The sequence below is a fragment of the Clostridium sp. NSJ-49 genome, from assembly GCF_014287725.1.
Lineage (GTDB): Bacteria > Bacillota > Clostridia > Clostridiales > Clostridiaceae > Clostridium > Clostridium disporicum_B.
In genome coordinates this window covers 1-20,683 of the sequence record NZ_JACOOP010000057.1, presented here as the reverse complement: position 1 = coordinate 20,683, position 20,683 = coordinate 1, and the positions used below count along the sequence as shown (strand labels likewise).

Below are 20,683 nucleotides of genomic sequence, written 5' to 3'. Positions count from 1 at the left end.
ACACTGCTTACATTGATACTTTTGTTTAGCCTGCTTATTCATACCAAACTTGTATAGTTTATCAGAATTACAGCGTGGGCATTTTATATTAGTTTTGCTCATTGTTCTTCTCTCCTTTTCGAAGGGGGGTATTATTTAGTATCGCAAACCTATTGTATTTCCTTGGGCTGAGAAGAGCAATGTTCATATAACTTAACAGATCGATTAAATCTATAGGGAGGATAAAATGAATTTTAATGTTATAGGGGAAATTGTTACTAGGTCAGATGCCATATAAGAAAATAACTAGTAAATCTAAGTACTCTAAAAGTTATTTAGAGTTATTAATATATTTAGGGGGTAAAATTTAAAATGGGAGATAAAATGACACCAATTCCTTTTGAAAAATTATTACATTGGGTTTTGAATGAATATAAATTAAAAGGTACAATATTTGGAATAAATAAAAAGAAGTTTTATAAAAATGTTTCAAAATCATCTATAAATATTTTAGGAGAAAATATTTCAACATGCATAGGCCCAGCTGCAGGACCTCATTCACAATTAACACAAAATATTGTGGCAGCCTACCTAACTGGAAGTAGATTTATAGAGTTAAAAACAGTTCAAATTTTAGATGGTAAAGATTTACCGGTTTCAAAACCTTGTATTTATGCTCAAGATGAATGTTATAATGTAGAATGGTCAACAGAGCTTACTGTTCCTAGTGCTTATGATGAGTATGTAAAAGCTTGGTTCTTACTACATGTATTAATGAAGGAATTAGGTTTAAGCAATACTAGAGATTTTATTTTTAATATGAGCGTAGGATATGACCTAGATGGAATAAAATCTCCAAAGGTTAATAAATTTATCGATGAAATGCTAGATGCCTCTTCAACAGATGTATGGAATGAATGTAAAAATGCCATTATAAATAATTTAGATAAATTAAAAAATTTTAATGTGGACGATTTAGATAATATATCTAGTAGAGTTTGCAGCTCTATTACTTTATCAACATTACATGGATGTCCTCCAGAAGAAATTGAAAGAATAGCTAAATATCTATTAAATGAGAAGAGATTGAATACATTTATTAAGATGAATCCTACTCTTTTAGGAGAAGAGTTTGTTAGAAATACATTTGATACTATGGGTTATAAATATATAACTTTAAACTCTCATCATTTTAAAAACGATTTACAATTTGATGATGCAATTAGTATGCTTAGTAGACTTAAATCAGTAGCAAAAGGATTAAATTTAGAAATTGGAATAAAGTTAACTAATACGCTGCCTACTAAGATTACCAATAATGAACTACCAGGTGAAGAAATGTACATGTCAGGTAGATCGCTATTTGCTCTTTCTATTACGTTAGCTTATAAGCTTGCTAAAGAATTTGATGGAGATTTAAAAATATCATACTCTGGTGGTGCAGATTTATTTAATATTGCAGAGATATATTCAACAGGAATATTTCCAATAACTTTTGCAACAACTCTTTTAAAACCGGGTGGATATGAAAGAATTCATCAACTTGCAAAAAAGACTGAAGCAATCAACTCGAAAATGAAAGATAAAATTAATTTAGAATTACTAGAAAGACTATCGACTACTGTAATAAATAATAAACACTATAAAAAAGAATGGAGAGAAGTTAATAATAGAAAAATAAAATCGGATTTACCAATATTTGATTGTGCAATAGCTCCATGTAATAAAGGATGCCCAATTAATCAACAAATACCTCAATACGTTTCATTAGTTGGAGAAGAGAAATATGATGAAGCATTTGAAGTTATTGTTAATGATAATATTTCACCCGCTATAACAGCTACTATATGTAATCATAATTGCCAAACTAAATGCACTAGATTAGATTATGATAAATCCGTTTCTATTAGAAATATGAAAAATATTGCTGTAGTTAATGCACAAGATAAATATGTAAGCAAACTAAAAGTATCTTCAATTATTAGTAATAAAAAAGTAGCTGTAATTGGTGCCGGTGTAGCTGGACTTGCTACTGCTGCATATTTAAGAAGAAATGGCGTAGATGTGACCGTATTTGAAAAACGCGAAAAGCCTTATGGAATTATTCAATATGTAATACCTGAATTTAGAATTCAACAAACTATTATAGAGAAAGATTTTAATTTAATTAAAAATTATGGAGTTAATTTTAAATTTGGTGCAAAAGATAATTTTGTAATAGAAGATTTGAAAAAAGATTATGATTATGTAGTATTAGCTATTGGTACTTGGAAGCCTTTAAATGTATCTCTTATAGATAATGATAATAAATCAATTCATGCTTTAGAATTCTTAGAGAATTTTAAAGAAAATAATGATTCTATTAACTTAGGTAAAAATGTTTGTATCATTGGTGGAGGAGATGTAGCTATGGATGCTGCAAGAGCTGCCAAGAGAGTAAATGGAGTAGAGAATGTTTCGGTAATATATAGAAGGACGAAAGATCTTATGCCTGCAAGTAAAGAAGAGATAGAATTATTGATTGAAGAAGGAATAGAAATAAAAGAATTACTTTATCCTAAGGAAATAAAGAATGGAAAATTAATATGCAGTAAAATGAAGCTAGGAGATAAGGATGCTTCTGGAAGAAGAAGACCTATAGAAACTAACAATAATGTAGAAATAGCTGCAGATACTGTAATTCTTGCAGTAGGAGATACTGTTGATACAACACTTCTTGAAAAGAATAATATAACTTTAAATAGTAAGGGATATCCTGTTATTAATGAATACTATGAAACTTCAATAAAAAATGTATATGTTGCAGGTGATATGAAATCAGGGCCATCAACAATTGTTCAAGCTATGGCTGATGGAAAACTAGTTGCAAAAAATATATTAAAAGAAGTAGGTATTAAGAATGATTTTAAGAATAAAGTCGTTCAAGTTGATGAAAGTACGTTATATTTAAGAAAAGGTATTATAAGTGAACCAATTTCAAATGAAGCTGAATCTACTAGATGTTTATCTTGTGATAATATTTGTGAGATTTGTGTAGATGTATGTCCAAATAGAGCAAATCTTTCAATTAAGGTTAATAGTAATACTTTGAATTCACATCAAGTTCTTCATGTAGATGGAATGTGCAATGAATGTGGAAACTGTGGTGTATTCTGTCCTCACAATGGAAATCCTTATAAAGATAAATTAACGCTTTTCTGGAGTGAAGAGGATTTTAATAATAGTAATAATAAAGGATTCTTATTATTAGACAAAACTTCTAACACATTTAAAGTAAGAAAAGAAGATGGTTTAATAGTAAGGTATAGATTAGGAGAAGATGATAAAATTTCAAAAGAATATGAAGAAATGATAAAAGTATGTATTTACAATTATAATTATATAATTTAATGGATTAAGGTGGGGGAAGGTATATATTATTTATCTCCACCTTTTATATATTGAAATAAGTAGCCTAATACTTAGGTTGAAGAATATAGGTGGTAATAATGTCAAATATTTATTGTGTTAAAGGAGATATTTTATATACAAAAAAATTTGGAACTTTTGAAACTATTTATAATGGATATATATTAATTAAAGAAAATAAAGTAAAGAGAGTTTATGAAGAGCTACCAGACGAGTTTTCAAATATAAAAGTAGTAGATTATAGCAATTTATTAATAATACCTGGGTTAGTTGATTTGCACTTACACGCGCCTCAATTTCCTAATATAGGTTTAGGGCTAGATAAAGAGCTTATACCTTGGTTGGAGTCATATACTTTTCCAGAAGAAAGCAAATATAATAATTTAGAATATGCAAAAAAAGTATATTCTAAATTAATTAAAGAGATATGGAAACATGGAACTACAAGATGTTGTGTTTTTGCTACTATTCATAAAGAAAGTAGTAAATTATTGATGGATTTGTTTAATAAATCCGGATTAGGAGCTTATATAGGAAAAGTGAATATGGATTATAAGTCTCCAGATACTTTAATAGAAAATACAAATAAATCTATAAATGATACTGTGGAAATAATTGAAGAGTATAAAGATAAATATGCTCTTGTAAAGCCTATAATTACTCCAAGATTTGTTCCTTCTTGCAGCGATAAGTTATTAAAATCCTTAGGGGAATTAGCTATGAAATATAATATTCCAGTTCAATCTCACCTTTCTGAAAATGTAGGAGAAATTAATATGGTTGCTGATAGATACCCAAGTGAGCCGAATTATGCAAGTGTTTATAATTCATCTAATCTTTTAGGACAAACAAAAACCATTATGGCTCATTGTGTACATTTAACCGAAGAAGAAATATCCTTATTAGCGCAGCAAAATGTTTATGTAGCTCATTGTCCTACTTCTAATGTGAATTTATCGAGTGGTATAGCCCCTATTAGAAAACTTATAGAAAATGGCATTAAAGTTGGATTAGCTACAGATATTTCAGGTGGTCATACTTTATCAATGTTCCAAGTTATGGCTTATGCTATGCAAATATCAAATTTAAAATGGAGTGAAAGTAATCATAAAGATTTACCTTTAACGACCGCTGAAATATTTTATTTAGTCACTAAAGGTGGAGGAGAATTTTTTGGAAATGTAGGTAGTTTTGAAGAAGGATATGATTTTGATGCTCTCGTAATAGATGATAGTAAGGATGATAATTTTAATTATTTAACATTAGAAGAAAGGTTGCAAAAATTTATATATAATAGTGACTATAGGAATATTAAAGTTAGATATGTAAATGGAAATATTGTTAATGAGCCCAATTTATAATTTATTAAGTTCTTAAATATATCTCCTGATGAAGTGTATATGTTTGGGGATAAATAGAGAGATGTATAATGAATATGACTATATTATGCAATAAAAGTTAGTATTTGTTATTTGCTAGCTAGGTAAGGTGCTATTATAAATAAAAATAGATATGCTATTAATATAAACAAGTATAAAAATATACTTAAATAGCATATCTATTTCATTTTCTAAAGTTATAACATATATGAAAAGTCGATCTTTGTAGTTGCTTCCTTTAATTTTTTCATACTTACCCCTAAATATCTCATCGTTGTCTTTATATCTGAGTGATTTAAGGCGTGTCTAACTAATTCAATATCATGACCTGATTCTTCATACAAAGTATGAGCAAATAATTTTCTAAAAGAGTGCGTTCCAATATTTTTGTAGCCTAGATAGTCAGTTATTATTTTTAATTGTTGCTGCATATTTCTAACTTTATTTGGATAAATATAATCGTCTCCATCTAATTTGTTTTCTACTACATATTCTAAAAATTTATTATACATATTTTCACCCAACTCTCTATTTTGCCACTTACCTGTTTTAATTTCCTTTATAGAGAATTTACTTCTATTAAAATCTTCTACTTTTAAATTAACTATATCAGAAGCTCTAAATCCTAAAGTTGCTTGAAGAGCTAATGCGAAAGCTAAAGATGGATTCGCTCTAAATTTTTTTCTTCTCCCTGTCTTTTTATCTCCGTAAATAAATCCACTTTTACATAACTTAATTATTTCTTCATATTCATCTATTTCTAGTGGGCGAGTAGCTCTATAATTTTTCTTTTTAGTGTTTTTTGTTTCTCCCTCTGTTTTATTATGACTATGTACATCTTCTAAATTATTACTTTTAATAGTACTACTATTTGCTCCCTCTGTTTTTAATAAATTTTCTTCTTTATTTGAAGTTAACTCTTCACTTTTTTCTAAGGCTTTCATCTTTTTATAAAATTCATAGAATTTCATCATCTCTATCATTTCATCATTCATTATATTTTAAAAATTCCTTTCTTCTAGAAATCCAAATTCAAACTGCGCCTTTTGCGTTTATAAACTGCGCTTTTTATATTTTACTAATTTCATTATAGCTATAAAACCTTGATTTATCAATACTTTAAACAAAAACTGCGCATATTCAGGAATAAGCGCAGTTTTTATTTGGATATAATTATACTATTTTTGCTTATTTTTTCTAGAAATTTAATGGTATTTATGATACAATAAATTAACCAAGGTTAACTAGGTTAACCTTGGTTAACTCAGTTAACTGTATATAGGAGGATAAAAATGGTTGAAAATAACAAAAATGAAGAAAAAACAATTTGCTTGGATGAAAATATTAAGGAATTTGAAGTTGAAGATGAATTTAATCAAAATAAAACAGATGGAGTAATCCAAAATGAAAAACTTGAGACTAAGGGGTTAAAGCTTAAAAAATCTACAAAAGACAGGTTAAATCAATTGCAAAGTAAATTTGGAGATGCTGAAACATTAATTTCTACACTTTTGAATCAATATGAAGCAATTAAAATTGAAAATAATAGTAAATTTGCTGATAGAAAAGCAGAAATTGATAAATTTAATTATTTATTGGATTCCATTAGAAGTAGCTATTTATCATCTCTTGATATGGCGACTTTTATACAAGAAAAATATAACGAAAAATTTCAGAGTGAAATTAAATCAAGAGAAAATATAATTAAATCATTACAAGAAGAAAATATTAAAATCAAGGATGATTTTAGAAATATTGAAGAAGAATTATCTATAAAAAATAATGAATTAAAAGATTCGAAAGATAACTTCACTAAAGTAAATGATTTAATAAACACTTTTGAAAATGACTCTAAGGAAAAATCATTACAAATTCAAAATCTACAAAAGCATATTAATTCATTAACTGATATAGTTGATCAAAGTAAAGAAGTTAGAGAAAAATACGAATCCCTTCAAGAACTTGTAGAAAACTTACAAAGTCAAATAAGTAATTATAAAATTTTAGATAATGAAGTTTTAAAGCTCAACAAAGAATTAGAGGGAGCTAGAAGTGAGATAGATACTCTAAAGGATGATTTAAGAAGAGAAAGAGAGTATTCAAATAGCTTAAATGAAAAAATGCATAACCTAATTTTAATGAATTCTAATGAAAGTTCTCGCTTAAAGGATCAATACTTAGAAGAAAAGAAAACTATAGAAACAGAAAAAAATAATATAATAGAAGATAATTTAAAAGTAATAACTACATTGAAAGATGAAATTTACAATCTAAAGTTAGAAATTTTAAAAGTTAAAAAGTAAAATAAATAGCCTATTAATGAATAATTCATTATAGGCTATTTATTTATAATTGATGATAATCTAATTTCTCCATTTTCTAATACTCTTATAAACCACTTATACTGTTTATTGTTAGCTATTTTTTCGTTAATAATATTATTATTTTTCATAATAGGATTATATAAATAATATTTCTCATCACTTTTATTAAGTATTTGTATTGCACCTTCGTAATTACTAAATAAATGAAGCAATGAATCTAAAATAATAACTAAATTATTGGCTTTAATTAAATAATCACATATAAATTCTTCTTTTGTTTTTACATTTCGAATTATTACTAATAATTCTTCTTCACATCTAAATTTTATTGTATTTTGTTCAAAAATAAGAGAATTATCTCTTTGAATTAGTTTGTCTATTCTTAATTTTCTTGTTTCTAAAATATTATTATTAGAATAAAAATCTGTATAGTTATTGATATTTATGATTATCACTCCTATATTTTTAAATTAGTTATTTATATTATATTTATTTATGTATAAATTGTGATAACAAAAAAAGATGCTATTTAAGCATCTTTATAATTAAATCTAACGTAGATTTTGTTTTTTCAATATTATTCACATAATCCGCTATATGTGTTTTGTAATAATTTAATCCCTCATCTGTGATAGAATAAAATTTTTTACTTCTTTTATTTAATACTAAATCACCTGTCCAACTACTTACCACATAACCTTTTTCTTCTAAAGAGTATAGCGTTTCATATATTGTACTAGAAGAAACAGGAAAAGGATGGCTGCAATTTTCAAAAACATCTTTAAAGGTTGATAAAATTTTATTTCCAAAAACAACTTCACCTTTTGATAATTCCTTTAATATATAAAATGTATATAGCATCTTTGTGTTAACAATATTTCTTGGAACAACTAATCTATTTCTTTGATCCTTCATAATCCACCTCTTTTTTAGAATATATTGTAATAATAACAGAGGGATATAAATTTGTCTAACAATCTAAATAATTAAGAACATAAAATCTTTGCTTTGAATAATATATATTAATCAACAAATGATAGGAGATGAGAAACATGTCAAGCAGTTGTTCAAAATGCTGTTGTAAGAAAAAATGCTGCTGTAATAATTGCTCAAGTTGTGGTTGCGGAGGATGTAATTACGGATGTGGTTATCCGGGTTACGGATGCTGTGGTGGCGGTAACTGCGGATATGGTGGTAACTTTGGATGTGGTGGCGGCTTCGGAGGCTGTGGCTGCGGAGGCGGTTGCTGGTGGTGGCTAATATTAATATTATTATTTGGTTGTTGGTAAAACAATAGTCGAAGTGTGCTAAAAACTTCCAAGGTTTTTGGCACACTTTGATATATAAAAATAAATAAATAGGTAAAAATAAATATATATTAATATGGAGGTATAAAATATATGATAAATCGAAAAATTCTTTTTGTAATTTATATCTTTTCTCTATTAATAAACTATGATTTTTACGTAAATGCTTATTATGAACCAGGTGAAGAAATTATAGAGAATAATAAACCAGAATACAGAAGTATCGATGACTTATTAAAAGAATTAAAAGAAGAGAGAAAATTAATAAATCAACAAAAATTAGATGAGATAAATCAAAAAAAACTTCAAGAACAAAATAAAAATGGAGAAAGTCAAGATGAAATACATACTCAAGAACCAACAAAACCTAAAAAGGATACTGATAATGAAAATATCCCTAAATTAATAGTAAGATTAAGAGGAAAACATTCTCCTAAATATCTATGCTCTTATGATTTTATAATTTCTGATGATAATAAAGAAATTGAACTTACAAAAGAAATAATAAATAATTACAATCTTTTAATAAAAAAACCATCATTAAAAGTTAGACCAGGAGAAATTATTAATTTTGAATTTGTACCTAACTGCAAATCACTAAAAGCTCATATATGGGATGAAGAAAATGAAACTTTAAAAGAAGTCAAAGTGAAAAGGGGGTGTATAGAAGTTCCTGATTCAGACAAAAAGATTGTCATCGTAATTACTGGAAACTTTTCCAATGGATATATTAAATATGGAATAGTGCTTGACATAAGAAGATAAAGGTAATCATGCTAGGAGGGCTTATTATGAACACAAATGAAGATTTTTATCCATTATATAGTAATGATACTACTATAAAAGAAAGCGATAACGATAAAAATAGCAAAGAAGATGATAGAAGACAAGAAATAAAGGAGTTCGGTACAGATAATAAATCAAGTTCTGATCAAAGTATTCAAGTTTTGCCAATAATAGGACAGATAGAAGGGCATATGGTATTACCACCACAAACTAAAGCTACTAAATATGAGCATATAATACCACAATTAATTGCGATGGAAAGAAATAATGAGGTTAAAGGTATTTTAATTGTACTTAATACAGTAGGTGGGGATGTAGAAGCAGGATTAGCTATTGCAGAAATGATTAGATCTTTATCTAAACCTACAGTATCTATAGTTATTGGTGGTGGACACTCTATAGGCGTACCGCTTGCAACATCAGCAGATTATTCGTTTATTACTCCATCTGCCACAATGATTGTACATCCAGTTAGAATGAATGGATTTGTTATTGGTGTAGCTCAAACATTTCATTATTTCCAAAAAATGCAAGAAAGGATAGACAACTTCATAGTTAAAACTTCTAAAATAAGTAAAGATGAATTAAAGAGAATGATGCTTAAATCTGACGAATTATTAAATGATATGGGAACTATATTAATAGGAGAACAAGCAGTTGCTTGTGGATTGATAGATGAGGTAGGCGGAATTAAAGAAGCATTGGATAAACTTAGAGAAGAAATAGCATTATATGAGAAGAATAATTTGAAGTAAACTAAAAAAGGGATTCAAAAGAATTCCTTTTTTAGTTTAAACATATTTTACACTATGTCATCTTAATTATATAATATAGATATATATGAAAATTTTAACTATATTATAGGAGTGATTTTGTGACTACTAAAAGTAAAAAAAATACTAGAAAGCGAACTAAAAAAAAGAGAACATTAGACAGTGATATAAAAAGTATAGTCTATATTGTTGTAGGATTACTTCTTACAATTGCAATTTATACTAATCTTGCAGGGGTTTTATCACATATTTCTAGAAAATATATATATAACTTTATTGGTATAGGTGCATTTATTTTGCCTTTATACTTGATATACTTTGGTATAAATATAATTATATCGGATGGAAAGATAAGTTATTCAAGAAGATTATTTGGAGTAACGTTAGTTTTAACAACCTGCATCCTTCTTTTCGCAACAATAAAGATACAAGCTTTAGATCAAGAATCATTTAAAATTTCTTTGAAATTAATAATGCAAGAAGACACAATGTCGTTGCATGGTGGATTCTTAGGTCATCTTTTAGCTTATCCATTATCTAAACTTATAGGATATATAGGCTCTTATATTCTATTTTTATCACTATTGTTTATTGGGGTAATGCAGATATTTGATATAACAATATCTAATATATTAGAGTGTACAAAATTATTTGCTAATAAAATTATTCAATATATAAACTCTAAGCCACAAAAAAAAGACAAGCACAAAAAAATTAACAATGATTTCGTTGAAATTGAAAGTGATGAAGAAATAATTGACAAAAACATAGTAAAAGGAATAGATAATAAAATTCAAATACTTGATTTTATGAAAAATTCAAATACTAACGATGTTGATATTTTAGATGAAATTTCTCTAGAATCATTCAATGCTAAAGAGGAAAACAGATTTTTAGATTCAAATAGAGCAGTAAACTCCCAAAAATCAACTGATGAAAGATTACAGAATGACAATGGCACTAAAGAGCTAAAAAGTAAGGATATAGATATTAATAATATTATTAGCACTGAGTCAAAAGAAATCCATTATATATATCCAACTATAGACTTGTTGAAAAATAATGGAAAAGCGAGATTGAAAAGCGAAGATAAAAAAGACCTTATTGATGGGGCTAATAAATTAGAATCAATTTTGGAAAGTTTTGGAGTTGAAGCTAAAGTTACTCAAGTAACTAAAGGTCCTTCAGTTACTCGTTTTGAATTACAACCTAGTCCTGGAGTTAAAGTTTCAAAAATTGTTAATTTAACAGATGATATAGCCTTAGGACTTGCTGCTAGTGGTATAAGAATAGAAGCCCCTATTCCAGGGAAATCTGCTATAGGGATTGAGGTTCCGAATAAAAAGCAAATACCAGTATTTCTAAGAGAAGTATTAGACTCAAAAGAATTTACTAACTCAAATAAAAAATTATCATTTGGTCTAGGAAAAGATATTGCTGGTAAATGTGTTGTAGGTGATTTATCTAAAATGCCCCATATGCTTATTGCTGGTGCAACAGGATCTGGTAAATCTGTATGCATAAATGCTTTGATAATTAGTTTGATATATAAATACTCTCCAGCAGATGTAAAATTATTAATGGTAGATCCTAAAGTTGTAGAATTAAGTGTCTATAATGATATTCCTCATTTGTTAATTCCAGTAGTTACAGATCCTAAAAAAGCTGCTGGAGCATTAAATTGGGCTGTAAATGAAATGAATAAGAGATATAATTTGTTCTACAATAATAAAGTTAAAAATATAGAATCATACAACAATTTATATGAAAAAGGAGAAATTGAAGATAAATTACCATATATAGTTATAATTGTTGATGAGCTAGCAGATTTAATGATGGCTTGCCCTCATGATGTTGAAGATTATATTTGTAGACTAGCCCAAATGGCAAGAGCTGCAGGTATGCATTTAATAATTGCGACACAAAGACCGTCTGTTGACGTAATTACAGGAGTTATTAAAGCAAATATTCCTTCAAGAATATCTTTTGCAGTATCTTCAGGTATTGACTCAAGAACTATCTTAGATCAAGTTGGTGCTGAAAAATTATTAGGAAGAGGAGATATGTTATACTATCCTATAGGAGAAAATAAACCTGTTAGAGTTCAAGGTGCATTTATCTCAGAAGAGGAAGTAGAAAACGTGGTTAACTTTGTTAAGAACTCTCAGGATAGTGTCACTTATCAAGAAGATATTATAAATCATATTAATAGTGAAACTCCAGCTGAGTCGCAACAAAGTGAATACGAGGATGAACTTATTGATGAAGCCATAAAACTTGTAATTGAATATCAACAAGCATCAACTTCATTTTTACAAAGAAAATTAAGAATTGGATTCAATAGGGCCTCGCGAATTATGGATATATTAGAAGAACAAAGAATAATATCTCCAAAGGATGGAAGTAGACCTAGACAGGTATTGGTGATGAATACAGAAGAAAACCCAAATTATCAATAACAAAAATACTTGTAAATAGAAGACTATTCAATTACAATAATTTATGAATTATTAGAAACTTAAACAATGGAGGAATTTACTTTGGAAAAATATAAAGTAGGAATGGTCAGTTTAGGATGTGACAAAAATAGAGTTGATTCTGAACTTATATTAGGAACAATTAATAAATATTATGAAATAACTAATAACCCTAAAGAAGCCGATATAATAATAGTTAATACATGTGGATTTATAGAAAGTGCTAAGCAAGAATCAATAGATACAATTTTAGAGATGGCTAGTTACAAGACTAATTATAAGTGTAAAATGCTTATTGCAACAGGTTGTCTAACTCAAAGATACGGAGATGAACTTTTAGAACAAATGCCTGAAATAGATATTCTTATGGGTGTAAATGACTATATGAAGTTGCATAAGCTTATATTAGAATTTATAAAGGAACAAAAGCAAATCTCATCAGCTAGTTACAGTGACCTAAGTATAAATGAAGGCGAAAGAATATTAACAACAAACAGCCATACTGCTTATGTTAGAATTGCAGAAGGTTGTAATAACTTTTGTACTTACTGTATAATTCCAAAGATAAGAGGAAAATTCAGAAGTAGAACAATGGAAAGTGTTATAAAAGAAGTTGAAAGTTTAGCTTCTCAAGGAGTAAAAGAAATTATTCTAATAGCTCAAGATTTAACAAATTATGGTGTTGATATTTATAATGGAAAGATGCTTCATAAATTAGCTAAAAAGGTTTCTGAAGTAGATAATATAGAGTGGGTTAGACTTCTATATTGTTATCCTGAAGAAATATATGATGAACTAATTGAGGAAATTGCAACAAATAATAAGATTGTTAAGTACTTAGATATTCCTATACAACATATTAGTGATAAGATATTAAAATTAATGGGTAGAAAAACTAATAAAAAAGATATTATTAATATAATAGATAAGCTTAGAAAAAGAATACCTAATATTACTTTAAGAACATCTTTAATAGTTGGGTTCCCAAATGAAAATAATGATGATTTCAATGAGTTAAAACAATTTTTATTAGATTATAGATTAGAAAACGTAGGAGTTTTTAGTTACTCACAAGAAGAGGGAACCCCTGCTGCTATTATGAATGGACAAATTGATGAGTCTACTAAAGAGAAGCGTTTAAAAGAATTAATGTTAACTCAAAGAAAAATTATGTTAGATTTAAATAAATTGAAAATTGGTAATATCTATGATACTATAATAGATGGAAGTAATGGAGAATTTTTCATAGGAAGATCTTATATGATGTCACCGGAAATAGATAATATAATTTTAGTTAGAAAAACAAAAAAAGTAAAAATAGGTGATATTATAAAGGTAAAAATTACTGATGTACAGGAGTATGATTTAATAGGAGATGTTATAGATGAATCTAGCAAATAAGTTAACCATGCTAAGAATTTTCTTAGTACCTATTTTTTTGATTTTTATAGCTATGAAAGGAATTCCTTATGGAACTATAATAGCCACTTTAGTATTTATAATTGCTTCATTAACTGACCAATTAGATGGTTATATAGCAAGAAGTAGAAATCAAGTGACTACTTTTGGTAAATTTATGGATCCTTTAGCAGATAAACTTTTAGTTACTTCAGCATTAATATCTTTAGTTGAACTAGGATTAATTCCTAGTTATGCAGCTATAATAATTATAGCTAGAGAATTTGCTGTATCTGGTCTTAGAACAATAGCTGCATCAGAAGGTAAAATAATAGCTGCTAGTTGGTGGGGAAAAATTAAGACTGTTATACAAATAATATCAATATTATTATTACTTATAAAAGTCAATATAGAAACATCTCCATATTTAGCAAATTTAATAAACAATAATTCTGCAATGAATAAATTCTTTGAATTCGCACCTACTATATTCTTATACTTAGCTGTTATAGTAACTATAATCTCTGGAATAGATTATTTTGTAAAGAATAAAAAAGTGTTTTCAATGACTAAATAAGTTAATCTTGGTTATAATAATAAAAAGTTCCTCCTAAATTAAGGTGGAACTTTTTATTATATGAATAATTTTTTGAAATTTATGTTGACTTAAAATTCAGCATAAATTATAATTTAATTATAAAACAAATGTTCGATAGAGAGAGGATGAGCCTTATGGGAAATATTAATGAAGAAAAATTAAAAGCAATTGAAAATGCTATGAGTCAAATTGAGAAACAATATGGTAAGGGTGCCATAATGAAATTAGGAGAACACAATGCTATGAATGTTGATGCTATATCTACGGGTTGTTTAGATTTAGATATCGCTTTAGGTATTGGTGGTGTTCCAAAGGGAAGAATTATAGAAATTTACGGACCAGAAAGTTCAGGTAAAACAACCGTTGCATTACATATAATTGCTGAAGCACAAAAAACTGGAGGAGTAGTTGGATTTATCGATGCAGAACATGCATTAGATCCAAGTTATGCAAAAAACTTAGGTGTTGATACAGAGAACCTTATAGTTTCTCAACCAGACACTGGTGAGCAAGGTCTTGAAATAGCTGAAGCTCTAGTACGTTCTGGAGCAATTGATGTATTAGTAGTAGACTCAGTTGCAGCATTAGTACCAAGAGCTGAAATAGAAGGTGAGATGGGTGATTCTCACGTTGGATTACATGCAAGATTAATGTCTCAAGCTTTAAGAAAATTAGCTGGAACAATTAACAAATCAAAATGTGTAGCAATTTTTATTAACCAATTAAGAGAAAAAGTTGGAGTTATGTTTGGAAATCCTGAAACTACAACTGGAGGAAGAGCACTTAAGTTCTATGCTTCTGTTAGAATGGATGTTAGAAGAATTGATTCTATAAAGCAAGGTGATGAAATAGTTGGTAATAGAACTAGAGTAAAAATAATGAAAAATAAAGTAGCTCCACCATTTAAACAAGCAGAATTTGACATTATGTATAATGAAGGTATTTCTAGAAATGGTAATATAATAGATGTAGGTGTTAAAGAAAATATAGTTCAAAAAAGCGGTGCATGGTTCTCTTATAATGATATAAGGTTAGGTCAAGGAAGAGAAAATGCTAAACAATATTTAAAGGATAATCCGCATATAGCATTAGAAATTGAAAACAAAATTAGATCTAAGTATAATTTACCTTTAATGGAAGAGAAAAAAGAGAAAACTGAAAAATAATAAATTCAAAAATACGCCATATTGTTATTGTAACAAGGCGTATTTTTTTGCTTTATATCTAGATAAATTAATTAATGTATTTAATTAACTAAACTTGACATATTTTTGTTTTTAAGATAAAATAATAACAAATACTGGTTTATCAAATTCAATTTCCAGTACAGAATAATATGACACCTACCTACTTTCTATTAAATAATAAATTGATTAATGTGCAAGGAGGTGTTAATTTGGATAGTACTATAATTATATTACTAGGAATTATAATACTAGCTATATTAGGAATTATCCAATATATAGCTATTAAAACAGCTACAAAGAAAAAGGTTTTAATTTTAGAAGAGGAAGCTCAAAAATTAGTAGAAAATGCTAAGAAAGAGGCTGAATCTACAAAGAAGGAAGCTATTTTAGAAGCTAAAGAAGAAGTTCACAAGCTTAGAAGTGACTTAGACAGAGATTCTCGTGATAGAAGAAATGAAATTCAAAGACTTGAAAGACGAATTCTTCAAAGAGAAGAAGCATTAGACAAAAAGAGCGATCTTCTTGAAAAGAAAGAAGAAAATATCAACAAAAAAATGCAAGAAATAAGTCAATTGGAGCAAAATGCCCAAGAAATCTATAATCACAGAAGAGAGGAACTTGAAAAAGTTTCAAACCTTTCAACTGAAGAAGCTAAAGAAATTTTATTAGATGAAGTTAAAAAGGAAATTACGCATGAAACAGCTTTAATGATTAAAGAAATTGAATCTAAAGCTAAAGAAGAAGCTGATAAGAAATCTAGAGAGATTATTACAACAGCAATTCAAAGATGTGCGGCAGATCATGTATCTGAATCAACTGTGCATGTAGTGGCATTGCCAAATGATGAAATGAAGGGCAGAATTATTGGTAGAGAAGGAAGAAATATTAGAACTCTTGAAACTTTGACTGGTGTAGATTTAATTATTGATGATACACCAGAAGCAGTAATATTATCTAGCTTTGATCCTATTAGAAGAGAAATAGCTAAGATAGCATTAGAAAAGCTAATCATTGATGGCAGAATACATCCTGCAAGAATAGAAGAAATGGTTGAAAGAGCCACTAAGGATGTAGAAAATGACATTAAAGAAGAAGGAGAGCAAGCAACTCTTGAAACAGGTGTACACGGATTACATCCTGAGATAATGAAGTTACTTGGACGACTAAAATATAGAACTAGTTATGGTCAGAATGTATTAAAACATTCTATCGAAGTTTCATATTTAGCAGGATTAATGGCATCTGAATTAGGGTTAGATGTAAATCTTGCTAAAAGAGCAGGTTTATTACACGATATAGGGAAAGCAGTAGACCAAGAACATGAAGGACCACATGCACTTATCGGTGGAGATTTAGCTAAAAAATATCATGAATCACCTTTAGTAGTAAATGCTATAGCGGCACACCATGGTGATGTAGAAATGATGTCTTTAGAAGCTATTTTAGTTCAATCTGCTGATGCCATATCAGCTGCTAGACCAGGTGCAAGAAGAGAAACACTAGAAGCTTATATTAAGAGATTAGAGAAACTTGAAGAAATTGCAAACTCATACGAAGGTGTAGAGAAGTCATATGCAATTCAGGCTGGAAGAGAGATTAGAATTATGGTTAAACCAGAACTATTAGATGATGCTGGTTCTATTGAATTAGCACGTAGTTTAGCTAAGAGTGTCGAAGAGCAATTAGAGTATCCAGGACAAATTAAAATAAATGTTATTAGAGAAACAAGAGCAGTAGACTATGCTAAATAATTTTTAAAAATACATTTTGATATTTCAAAATGTATTTTTTTTATTGATTATAAAAGAAGGAATTATTTAAAAGATATAGAATATATATACTTATAGAAGTATTAATTTATATAATGTAAACGATTTTTATCAGGAGGTCAAATTAGAAATGGAAGTATTAAAAGTTTCAACAAAATCTAATCCAAATTCAGTTGCAGGAGCGTTAGCCGCTATAATAAAAGAAAAAAACATAGTAGAGATCCAAGCAGTAGGTGCAGGTGCAATTAATCAAGCTATTAAAGCTATAGCAATTGCTAGAGGATTTGTAGCACCAAGTGGAAGAGATATAGTATGTGTCCCAGCTTTTACTGATATAGAAATTGATGGTGAAGAAAGAACTGCTATAAAACTGATTGTTCAACCAAGATAAATATTTACAACTAAGAGAGAAGTCTATTTTAATATAGATTTCTCTTTTTTATCCTATAATATATTTACTATAAATATATAAATATATTAAAAATACAGTTAACTCTTGAAATTTAATTGATTAACGTATATAATGGAATCGTTAAGATGATTATTATAAAAAGAGGTGTATTTAATGGTATCTAAAGAAGTAGTAGTAAATAACGGAACTGGTTTACACGCTAGACCAGCAACTTTATTAGTAAAAAAAGCTTCATCTTTTAAATCTGATGTAAGCATTGAATTTAACGGAAAGAAAGCTAATGTTAAAAGCTTAATCGGTGTATTATCTTTAGGTGTAACTAAGGGAGCAACTATAACTGTTTCTGCAAACGGTGATGATGAAACTTTAGCAGCTGAAGAAATAGTAAAATTAATTGAAACTTTAGAAGATTAATTTTATTTATACTTATTAAAACTCCTATTAATTATAACAGGAGTTTTTTTATTTATGTAGAATATTTATGCTTTTATTTTTATAACATTACCTTTTACTAGAAGATATAACAAATCTAATGCGGCTAAAAAGATAAGTACATAAATTATTCTTAATATTATAGATGAACCACCAGCTAAATAATATATAAAATTCTTATTTATTAATCCTATGCTTCCCCAATTTATAGCACCTATAATCACTAGAAAAAAAGATAACTTATCAAATATATTTAGTTTGAACATAATATTTCCCCCTATCATTGATTTCTTTAATATATATTATGAACACAAATATGGAAATATGCTCATAAAAATTTTTATGGTTATAACATCAAAATTTATAATTATAAAACACTTTAAAAAGTACAGTATTTAAGTATAAAAACATATTATATATAAATACGAAAAAATATTGGAGATATATATGAATAAAGAAATTAATATTAATCTAGATACAATTATTAAATTAATTGACAAATTAATTGATAATAAAACATTATACTTAAATACTAAAGATATCGATTTTAATTGTTTAGATAATAAATATACATTTATGAATAATTTCATTAAAGAAATTAGCGGTTATAATTATATTAGTATAAGTTATGATAGCGATAAGCCCTCATATAAAAAAGCTCTAGAACAATATGCACTTATATTGAGAGATATACTAATGAAATATAGTAAAGTAAAAAATATAATTGAATCATCAACTTATAGGAAAAATGATAATATTTCATTGGTGGAAATGATTGATATTTTATTAAATTTAAAAATTGACAAGCAATATATGGATATACTTTATGAAAAAATTGAAAACAGTCATTTTACGATAGGAGATTATGGCTGGATAAAGAGTTTTATTGAGAATATAAGAGATACAAATTTAATAAAATCTTATCTAAAATATAAAAAGTTTAATAATAGTTATAAGTTTAATGACTTAAAGAATAATATTTCCTGTGATGATATTACAAATGCTCTATATAAACTAGAGTGTTTATTAAATAATGAATATGCACTAATTCCACCAATATATGAAAATGATTTTACTAAATATTTTATTAATGCTAATTTCTCTTTAAGTATAAGTGAAAACGAATTGATAAATTATATTTCAAATTTAAAAATAGACTATAATTGTGAACCTAAAAAACTTAAATGGTATCATTATTTGAATAGAAAGAAATGTACTGAGGTGAAACTGTATAATAAAGCTATAACAGATGAATATAACAATATAAAAAAAACTATGTGTAATCAATATAAAGAAAATATAGAATCACTAAACTTATACGTAAACTCTTTTGATTTTCTAAAAGATTTTCTTAATGAAAGCTATTTTAATAAAATATATAACTATATATATGATGAAAATGAAATGTATATTTTTTTGAAAAATATATTTAATACTTTATCCCTTTATAAAGAGATAATATCAATACAAAATCAAATATATACTCTTAATGATAAAGAAAGAGAGTTATTAGATCTTTGTTACGATAAAAATGATACTATTAGTAAATATACAGAAAAGCTATTTACTTTGCCAAGCATTCTAATTTTACTAAATTTCAAAATGATTGAAGAAGATAGTGCTGAAATTACAATAAAAAGAGATTTATTAGATACTTTAATTATACAATTAAATAATGATTTAGATATACTATCAAAATTAATAAATAAGAATAATTATATTTCAATTTTAAAAATAAATACTTTTGAATATATTTCTGAAATTGAAGAAAGTAGCTCTATTACAAATTATATATTAAAAACACTTGAATATGATGATTCTATAAGATATATAGATGAGTTTTTTACCAACAATTTAACATTTAATAAAAAACACGATACAACTTCTAATATGCTTAAATTTCTGAGAGAGAAAATTGAGGGGCTAGGTTATAGAGTTGTAGAAGATTATACTTTTAATTCAATTAATTTAGAGTTTGTAGTTTTTCATCCTAGTAATCCAAATCGAATTATATATATTTTTATGGATAGTTTAGTAAGTAAAACTTATGATATTATAAAAAAACTAAGTTATATAAAACAATTAAATATACCAATTATATACTGTTGGGCAGATGAATTTTTTATAAATCAAAATATTGAAACAGTAAATCTAAAAGAAAAATTGAAATATTTACTTTAATAAATTAATTGCGATTATGTATTAAATAATCATTTTGGTAAAAATTTTGTATTAATTGGAGAATCTTTTTGAATTTTTATATAATATTAATTAATAACCTATATAAATTTATTGTTTATATAGGTTATTTTGTTTTATAATTAAAATATATCTTAGAATCTGTTAAGTTGATATGAAAAAATAGCTTGATTTTTCATAGAATTGCTCGCTCTTTGAAAATTATATAAGTTTGAATTTTTTATTGTATGGTAAACAAACCTACAATAAAATTGA

The 20,683-nt window shown here is 27.0% G+C and carries 19 protein-coding genes; 14 read left to right on the top strand and 5 right to left on the bottom strand.

Annotated features, from left to right (window positions below; genetic code table 11):
* On the bottom strand, window positions 1–102 hold a 102-nt coding region (locus H8S10_RS15410; RefSeq protein ID WP_347707662.1), incomplete at its 3' end, for an IS1 family transposase.
* A gap of 249 nt (window positions 103–351) precedes the next feature.
* On the opposite strand from H8S10_RS15410, the gene ygfK reads away from it, so the two are divergent.
* Window positions 352–3,369 carry a putative selenate reductase subunit YgfK gene (ygfK, locus tag H8S10_RS15405; RefSeq protein ID WP_186839474.1) on the top strand — a complete coding sequence of 1,006 codons (3,018 nt, stop codon included), beginning with the start codon at window positions 352–354 and terminating at the stop codon, window positions 3,367–3,369.
* A gap of 98 nt (window positions 3,370–3,467) precedes the next feature.
* Complete coding sequence (guaD, locus tag H8S10_RS15400) at window positions 3,468–4,748, top strand: guanine deaminase (protein ID WP_186839473.1); 1,281 nt, start codon at window positions 3,468–3,470, stop codon at window positions 4,746–4,748.
* Between the two features lie 215 nt (window positions 4,749–4,963).
* Here the strand turns inward: guaD and H8S10_RS15395 are convergent, their stop codons facing one another.
* The gene (locus tag H8S10_RS15395; protein WP_186839472.1) at window positions 4,964–5,761 is read right to left on the bottom strand and encodes a tyrosine-type recombinase/integrase; all 798 of its coding nucleotides are present in this window, start codon (window positions 5,759–5,761) and stop codon (window positions 4,964–4,966) included.
* Between the two features lie 297 nt (window positions 5,762–6,058).
* On the opposite strand from H8S10_RS15395, the gene H8S10_RS15390 reads away from it, so the two are divergent.
* Entirely contained in the window at window positions 6,059–7,069 is a 1,011-nt protein-coding gene (locus tag H8S10_RS15390; protein WP_186839471.1) for a hypothetical protein, read from the top strand.
* A gap of 35 nt (window positions 7,070–7,104) precedes the next feature.
* Here the strand turns inward: H8S10_RS15390 and H8S10_RS15385 are convergent, their stop codons facing one another.
* Both H8S10_RS15385 and H8S10_RS15380 read right to left on the bottom strand, forming a co-directional pair.
* On the bottom strand, window positions 7,105–7,545 hold the full coding sequence (locus H8S10_RS15385) for a hypothetical protein (protein WP_055263039.1): 441 nt from the start codon (window positions 7,543–7,545) through the stop codon (window positions 7,105–7,107).
* Window positions 7,546–7,615: 70 nt separating this feature from the next.
* Window positions 7,616–8,005, bottom strand: a complete 390-nt coding sequence (locus tag H8S10_RS15380; RefSeq protein ID WP_055263037.1) for a PadR family transcriptional regulator — start codon at window positions 8,003–8,005, stop codon at window positions 7,616–7,618.
* 137 nt (window positions 8,006–8,142) lie between these two features.
* On the opposite strand from H8S10_RS15380, the gene H8S10_RS15375 reads away from it, so the two are divergent.
* The 10 genes from H8S10_RS15375 to H8S10_RS15330 all read left to right on the top strand — a co-directional run bounded on the left by H8S10_RS15375 (window position 8,143) and on the right by H8S10_RS15330 (window position 18,211).
* On the top strand, window positions 8,143–8,379 hold the full coding sequence (locus tag H8S10_RS15375) for a ground-like protein (protein WP_186839470.1): 237 nt from the start codon (window positions 8,143–8,145) through the stop codon (window positions 8,377–8,379).
* Window positions 8,380–8,490: 111 nt separating this feature from the next.
* On the top strand, window positions 8,491–9,162 hold the full coding sequence (locus H8S10_RS15370; protein WP_186839469.1) for a hypothetical protein: 672 nt from the start codon (window positions 8,491–8,493) through the stop codon (window positions 9,160–9,162).
* 26 nt (window positions 9,163–9,188) lie between these two features.
* Entirely contained in the window at window positions 9,189–9,938 is a 750-nt protein-coding gene (locus tag H8S10_RS15365; protein ID WP_055263033.1) for an ATP-dependent Clp protease proteolytic subunit, read from the top strand.
* A gap of 119 nt (window positions 9,939–10,057) precedes the next feature.
* Window positions 10,058–12,415 carry a DNA translocase FtsK gene (locus H8S10_RS15360; RefSeq protein ID WP_055263031.1) on the top strand — a complete coding sequence of 786 codons (2,358 nt, stop codon included), beginning with the start codon at window positions 10,058–10,060 and terminating at the stop codon, window positions 12,413–12,415.
* A gap of 81 nt (window positions 12,416–12,496) precedes the next feature.
* A complete protein-coding gene (gene rimO / locus H8S10_RS15355) occupies window positions 12,497–13,834 on the top strand; it encodes a 30S ribosomal protein S12 methylthiotransferase RimO (RefSeq protein WP_186839468.1) in 1,338 nt (445 codons plus the stop codon).
* Window positions 13,818–14,408: a CDP-diacylglycerol--glycerol-3-phosphate 3-phosphatidyltransferase gene (gene pgsA, locus H8S10_RS15350; protein ID WP_186839467.1), complete on the top strand. Its 591-nt coding sequence runs from the start codon at window positions 13,818–13,820 to the stop codon at window positions 14,406–14,408. The genes rimO and pgsA overlap by 17 nt, the downstream gene beginning before the upstream one ends.
* 155 nt (window positions 14,409–14,563) lie before the next feature.
* Entirely contained in the window at window positions 14,564–15,595 is a 1,032-nt protein-coding gene (recA, locus tag H8S10_RS15345) for a recombinase RecA (protein ID WP_186839466.1), read from the top strand.
* Between the two features lie 230 nt (window positions 15,596–15,825).
* Window positions 15,826–17,367 (top strand): ribonuclease Y, encoded by a 1,542-nt coding sequence (rny, locus tag H8S10_RS15340; RefSeq protein WP_231072149.1) that lies wholly within the window; start codon window positions 15,826–15,828, stop codon window positions 17,365–17,367.
* 148 nt (window positions 17,368–17,515) lie between these two features.
* Window positions 17,516–17,776: a stage V sporulation protein S gene (locus H8S10_RS15335; protein ID WP_032118697.1), complete on the top strand. Its 261-nt coding sequence runs from the start codon at window positions 17,516–17,518 to the stop codon at window positions 17,774–17,776.
* 174 nt (window positions 17,777–17,950) lie between these two features.
* Complete coding sequence (locus H8S10_RS15330) at window positions 17,951–18,211, top strand: HPr family phosphocarrier protein (RefSeq protein ID WP_032118696.1); 261 nt, start codon at window positions 17,951–17,953, stop codon at window positions 18,209–18,211.
* A gap of 65 nt (window positions 18,212–18,276) precedes the next feature.
* On the opposite strand, the gene H8S10_RS15325 is transcribed toward H8S10_RS15330, so the two are convergent.
* Window positions 18,277–18,495, bottom strand: coding sequence for a DUF378 domain-containing protein (locus H8S10_RS15325; RefSeq protein ID WP_055263023.1), 219 nt, complete (start codon window positions 18,493–18,495; stop codon window positions 18,277–18,279).
* Window positions 18,496–18,676: 181 nt separating this feature from the next.
* Here H8S10_RS15325 and H8S10_RS15320 point away from each other — a divergent pair, with 181 nt between their 5' ends.
* Complete coding sequence (locus H8S10_RS15320) at window positions 18,677–20,410, top strand: hypothetical protein (RefSeq protein ID WP_186839464.1); 1,734 nt, start codon at window positions 18,677–18,679, stop codon at window positions 20,408–20,410.
* Window positions 20,411–20,683: the final 273 nt, after the last annotated feature.

Bases quoted from the DNA above. Each gene is read 5' to 3' on its own strand.
- ygfK (WP_186839474.1), top strand. From the start codon at position 352: ATGGGAGATAAAATGACACCAATTCCTTTTGAAAAATTATTACATTGG.
- guaD (WP_186839473.1), top strand. From the start codon at position 3,468: ATGTCAAATATTTATTGTGTTAAAGGAGATATTTTATATACAAAAAAA.
- H8S10_RS15395 (WP_186839472.1), bottom strand. From the start codon at position 5,761: ATGAATGATGAAATGATAGAGATGATGAAATTCTATGAATTTTATAAA.
- H8S10_RS15390 (WP_186839471.1), top strand. From the start codon at position 6,059: ATGGTTGAAAATAACAAAAATGAAGAAAAAACAATTTGCTTGGATGAA.
- H8S10_RS15380 (WP_055263037.1), bottom strand. From the start codon at position 8,005: ATGAAGGATCAAAGAAATAGATTAGTTGTTCCAAGAAATATTGTTAAC.
- H8S10_RS15375 (WP_186839470.1), top strand. From the start codon at position 8,143: ATGTCAAGCAGTTGTTCAAAATGCTGTTGTAAGAAAAAATGCTGCTGT.
- H8S10_RS15370 (WP_186839469.1), top strand. From the start codon at position 8,491: ATGATAAATCGAAAAATTCTTTTTGTAATTTATATCTTTTCTCTATTA.
- H8S10_RS15365 (WP_055263033.1), top strand. From the start codon at position 9,189: ATGAACACAAATGAAGATTTTTATCCATTATATAGTAATGATACTACT.
- pgsA (WP_186839467.1), top strand. From the start codon at position 13,818: ATGAATCTAGCAAATAAGTTAACCATGCTAAGAATTTTCTTAGTACCT.
- recA (WP_186839466.1), top strand. From the start codon at position 14,564: ATGGGAAATATTAATGAAGAAAAATTAAAAGCAATTGAAAATGCTATG.
- H8S10_RS15335 (WP_032118697.1), top strand. From the start codon at position 17,516: ATGGAAGTATTAAAAGTTTCAACAAAATCTAATCCAAATTCAGTTGCA.
- H8S10_RS15330 (WP_032118696.1), top strand. From the start codon at position 17,951: ATGGTATCTAAAGAAGTAGTAGTAAATAACGGAACTGGTTTACACGCT.
- H8S10_RS15325 (WP_055263023.1), bottom strand. From the start codon at position 18,495: ATGTTCAAACTAAATATATTTGATAAGTTATCTTTTTTTCTAGTGATT.
- H8S10_RS15320 (WP_186839464.1), top strand. From the start codon at position 18,677: ATGAATAAAGAAATTAATATTAATCTAGATACAATTATTAAATTAATT.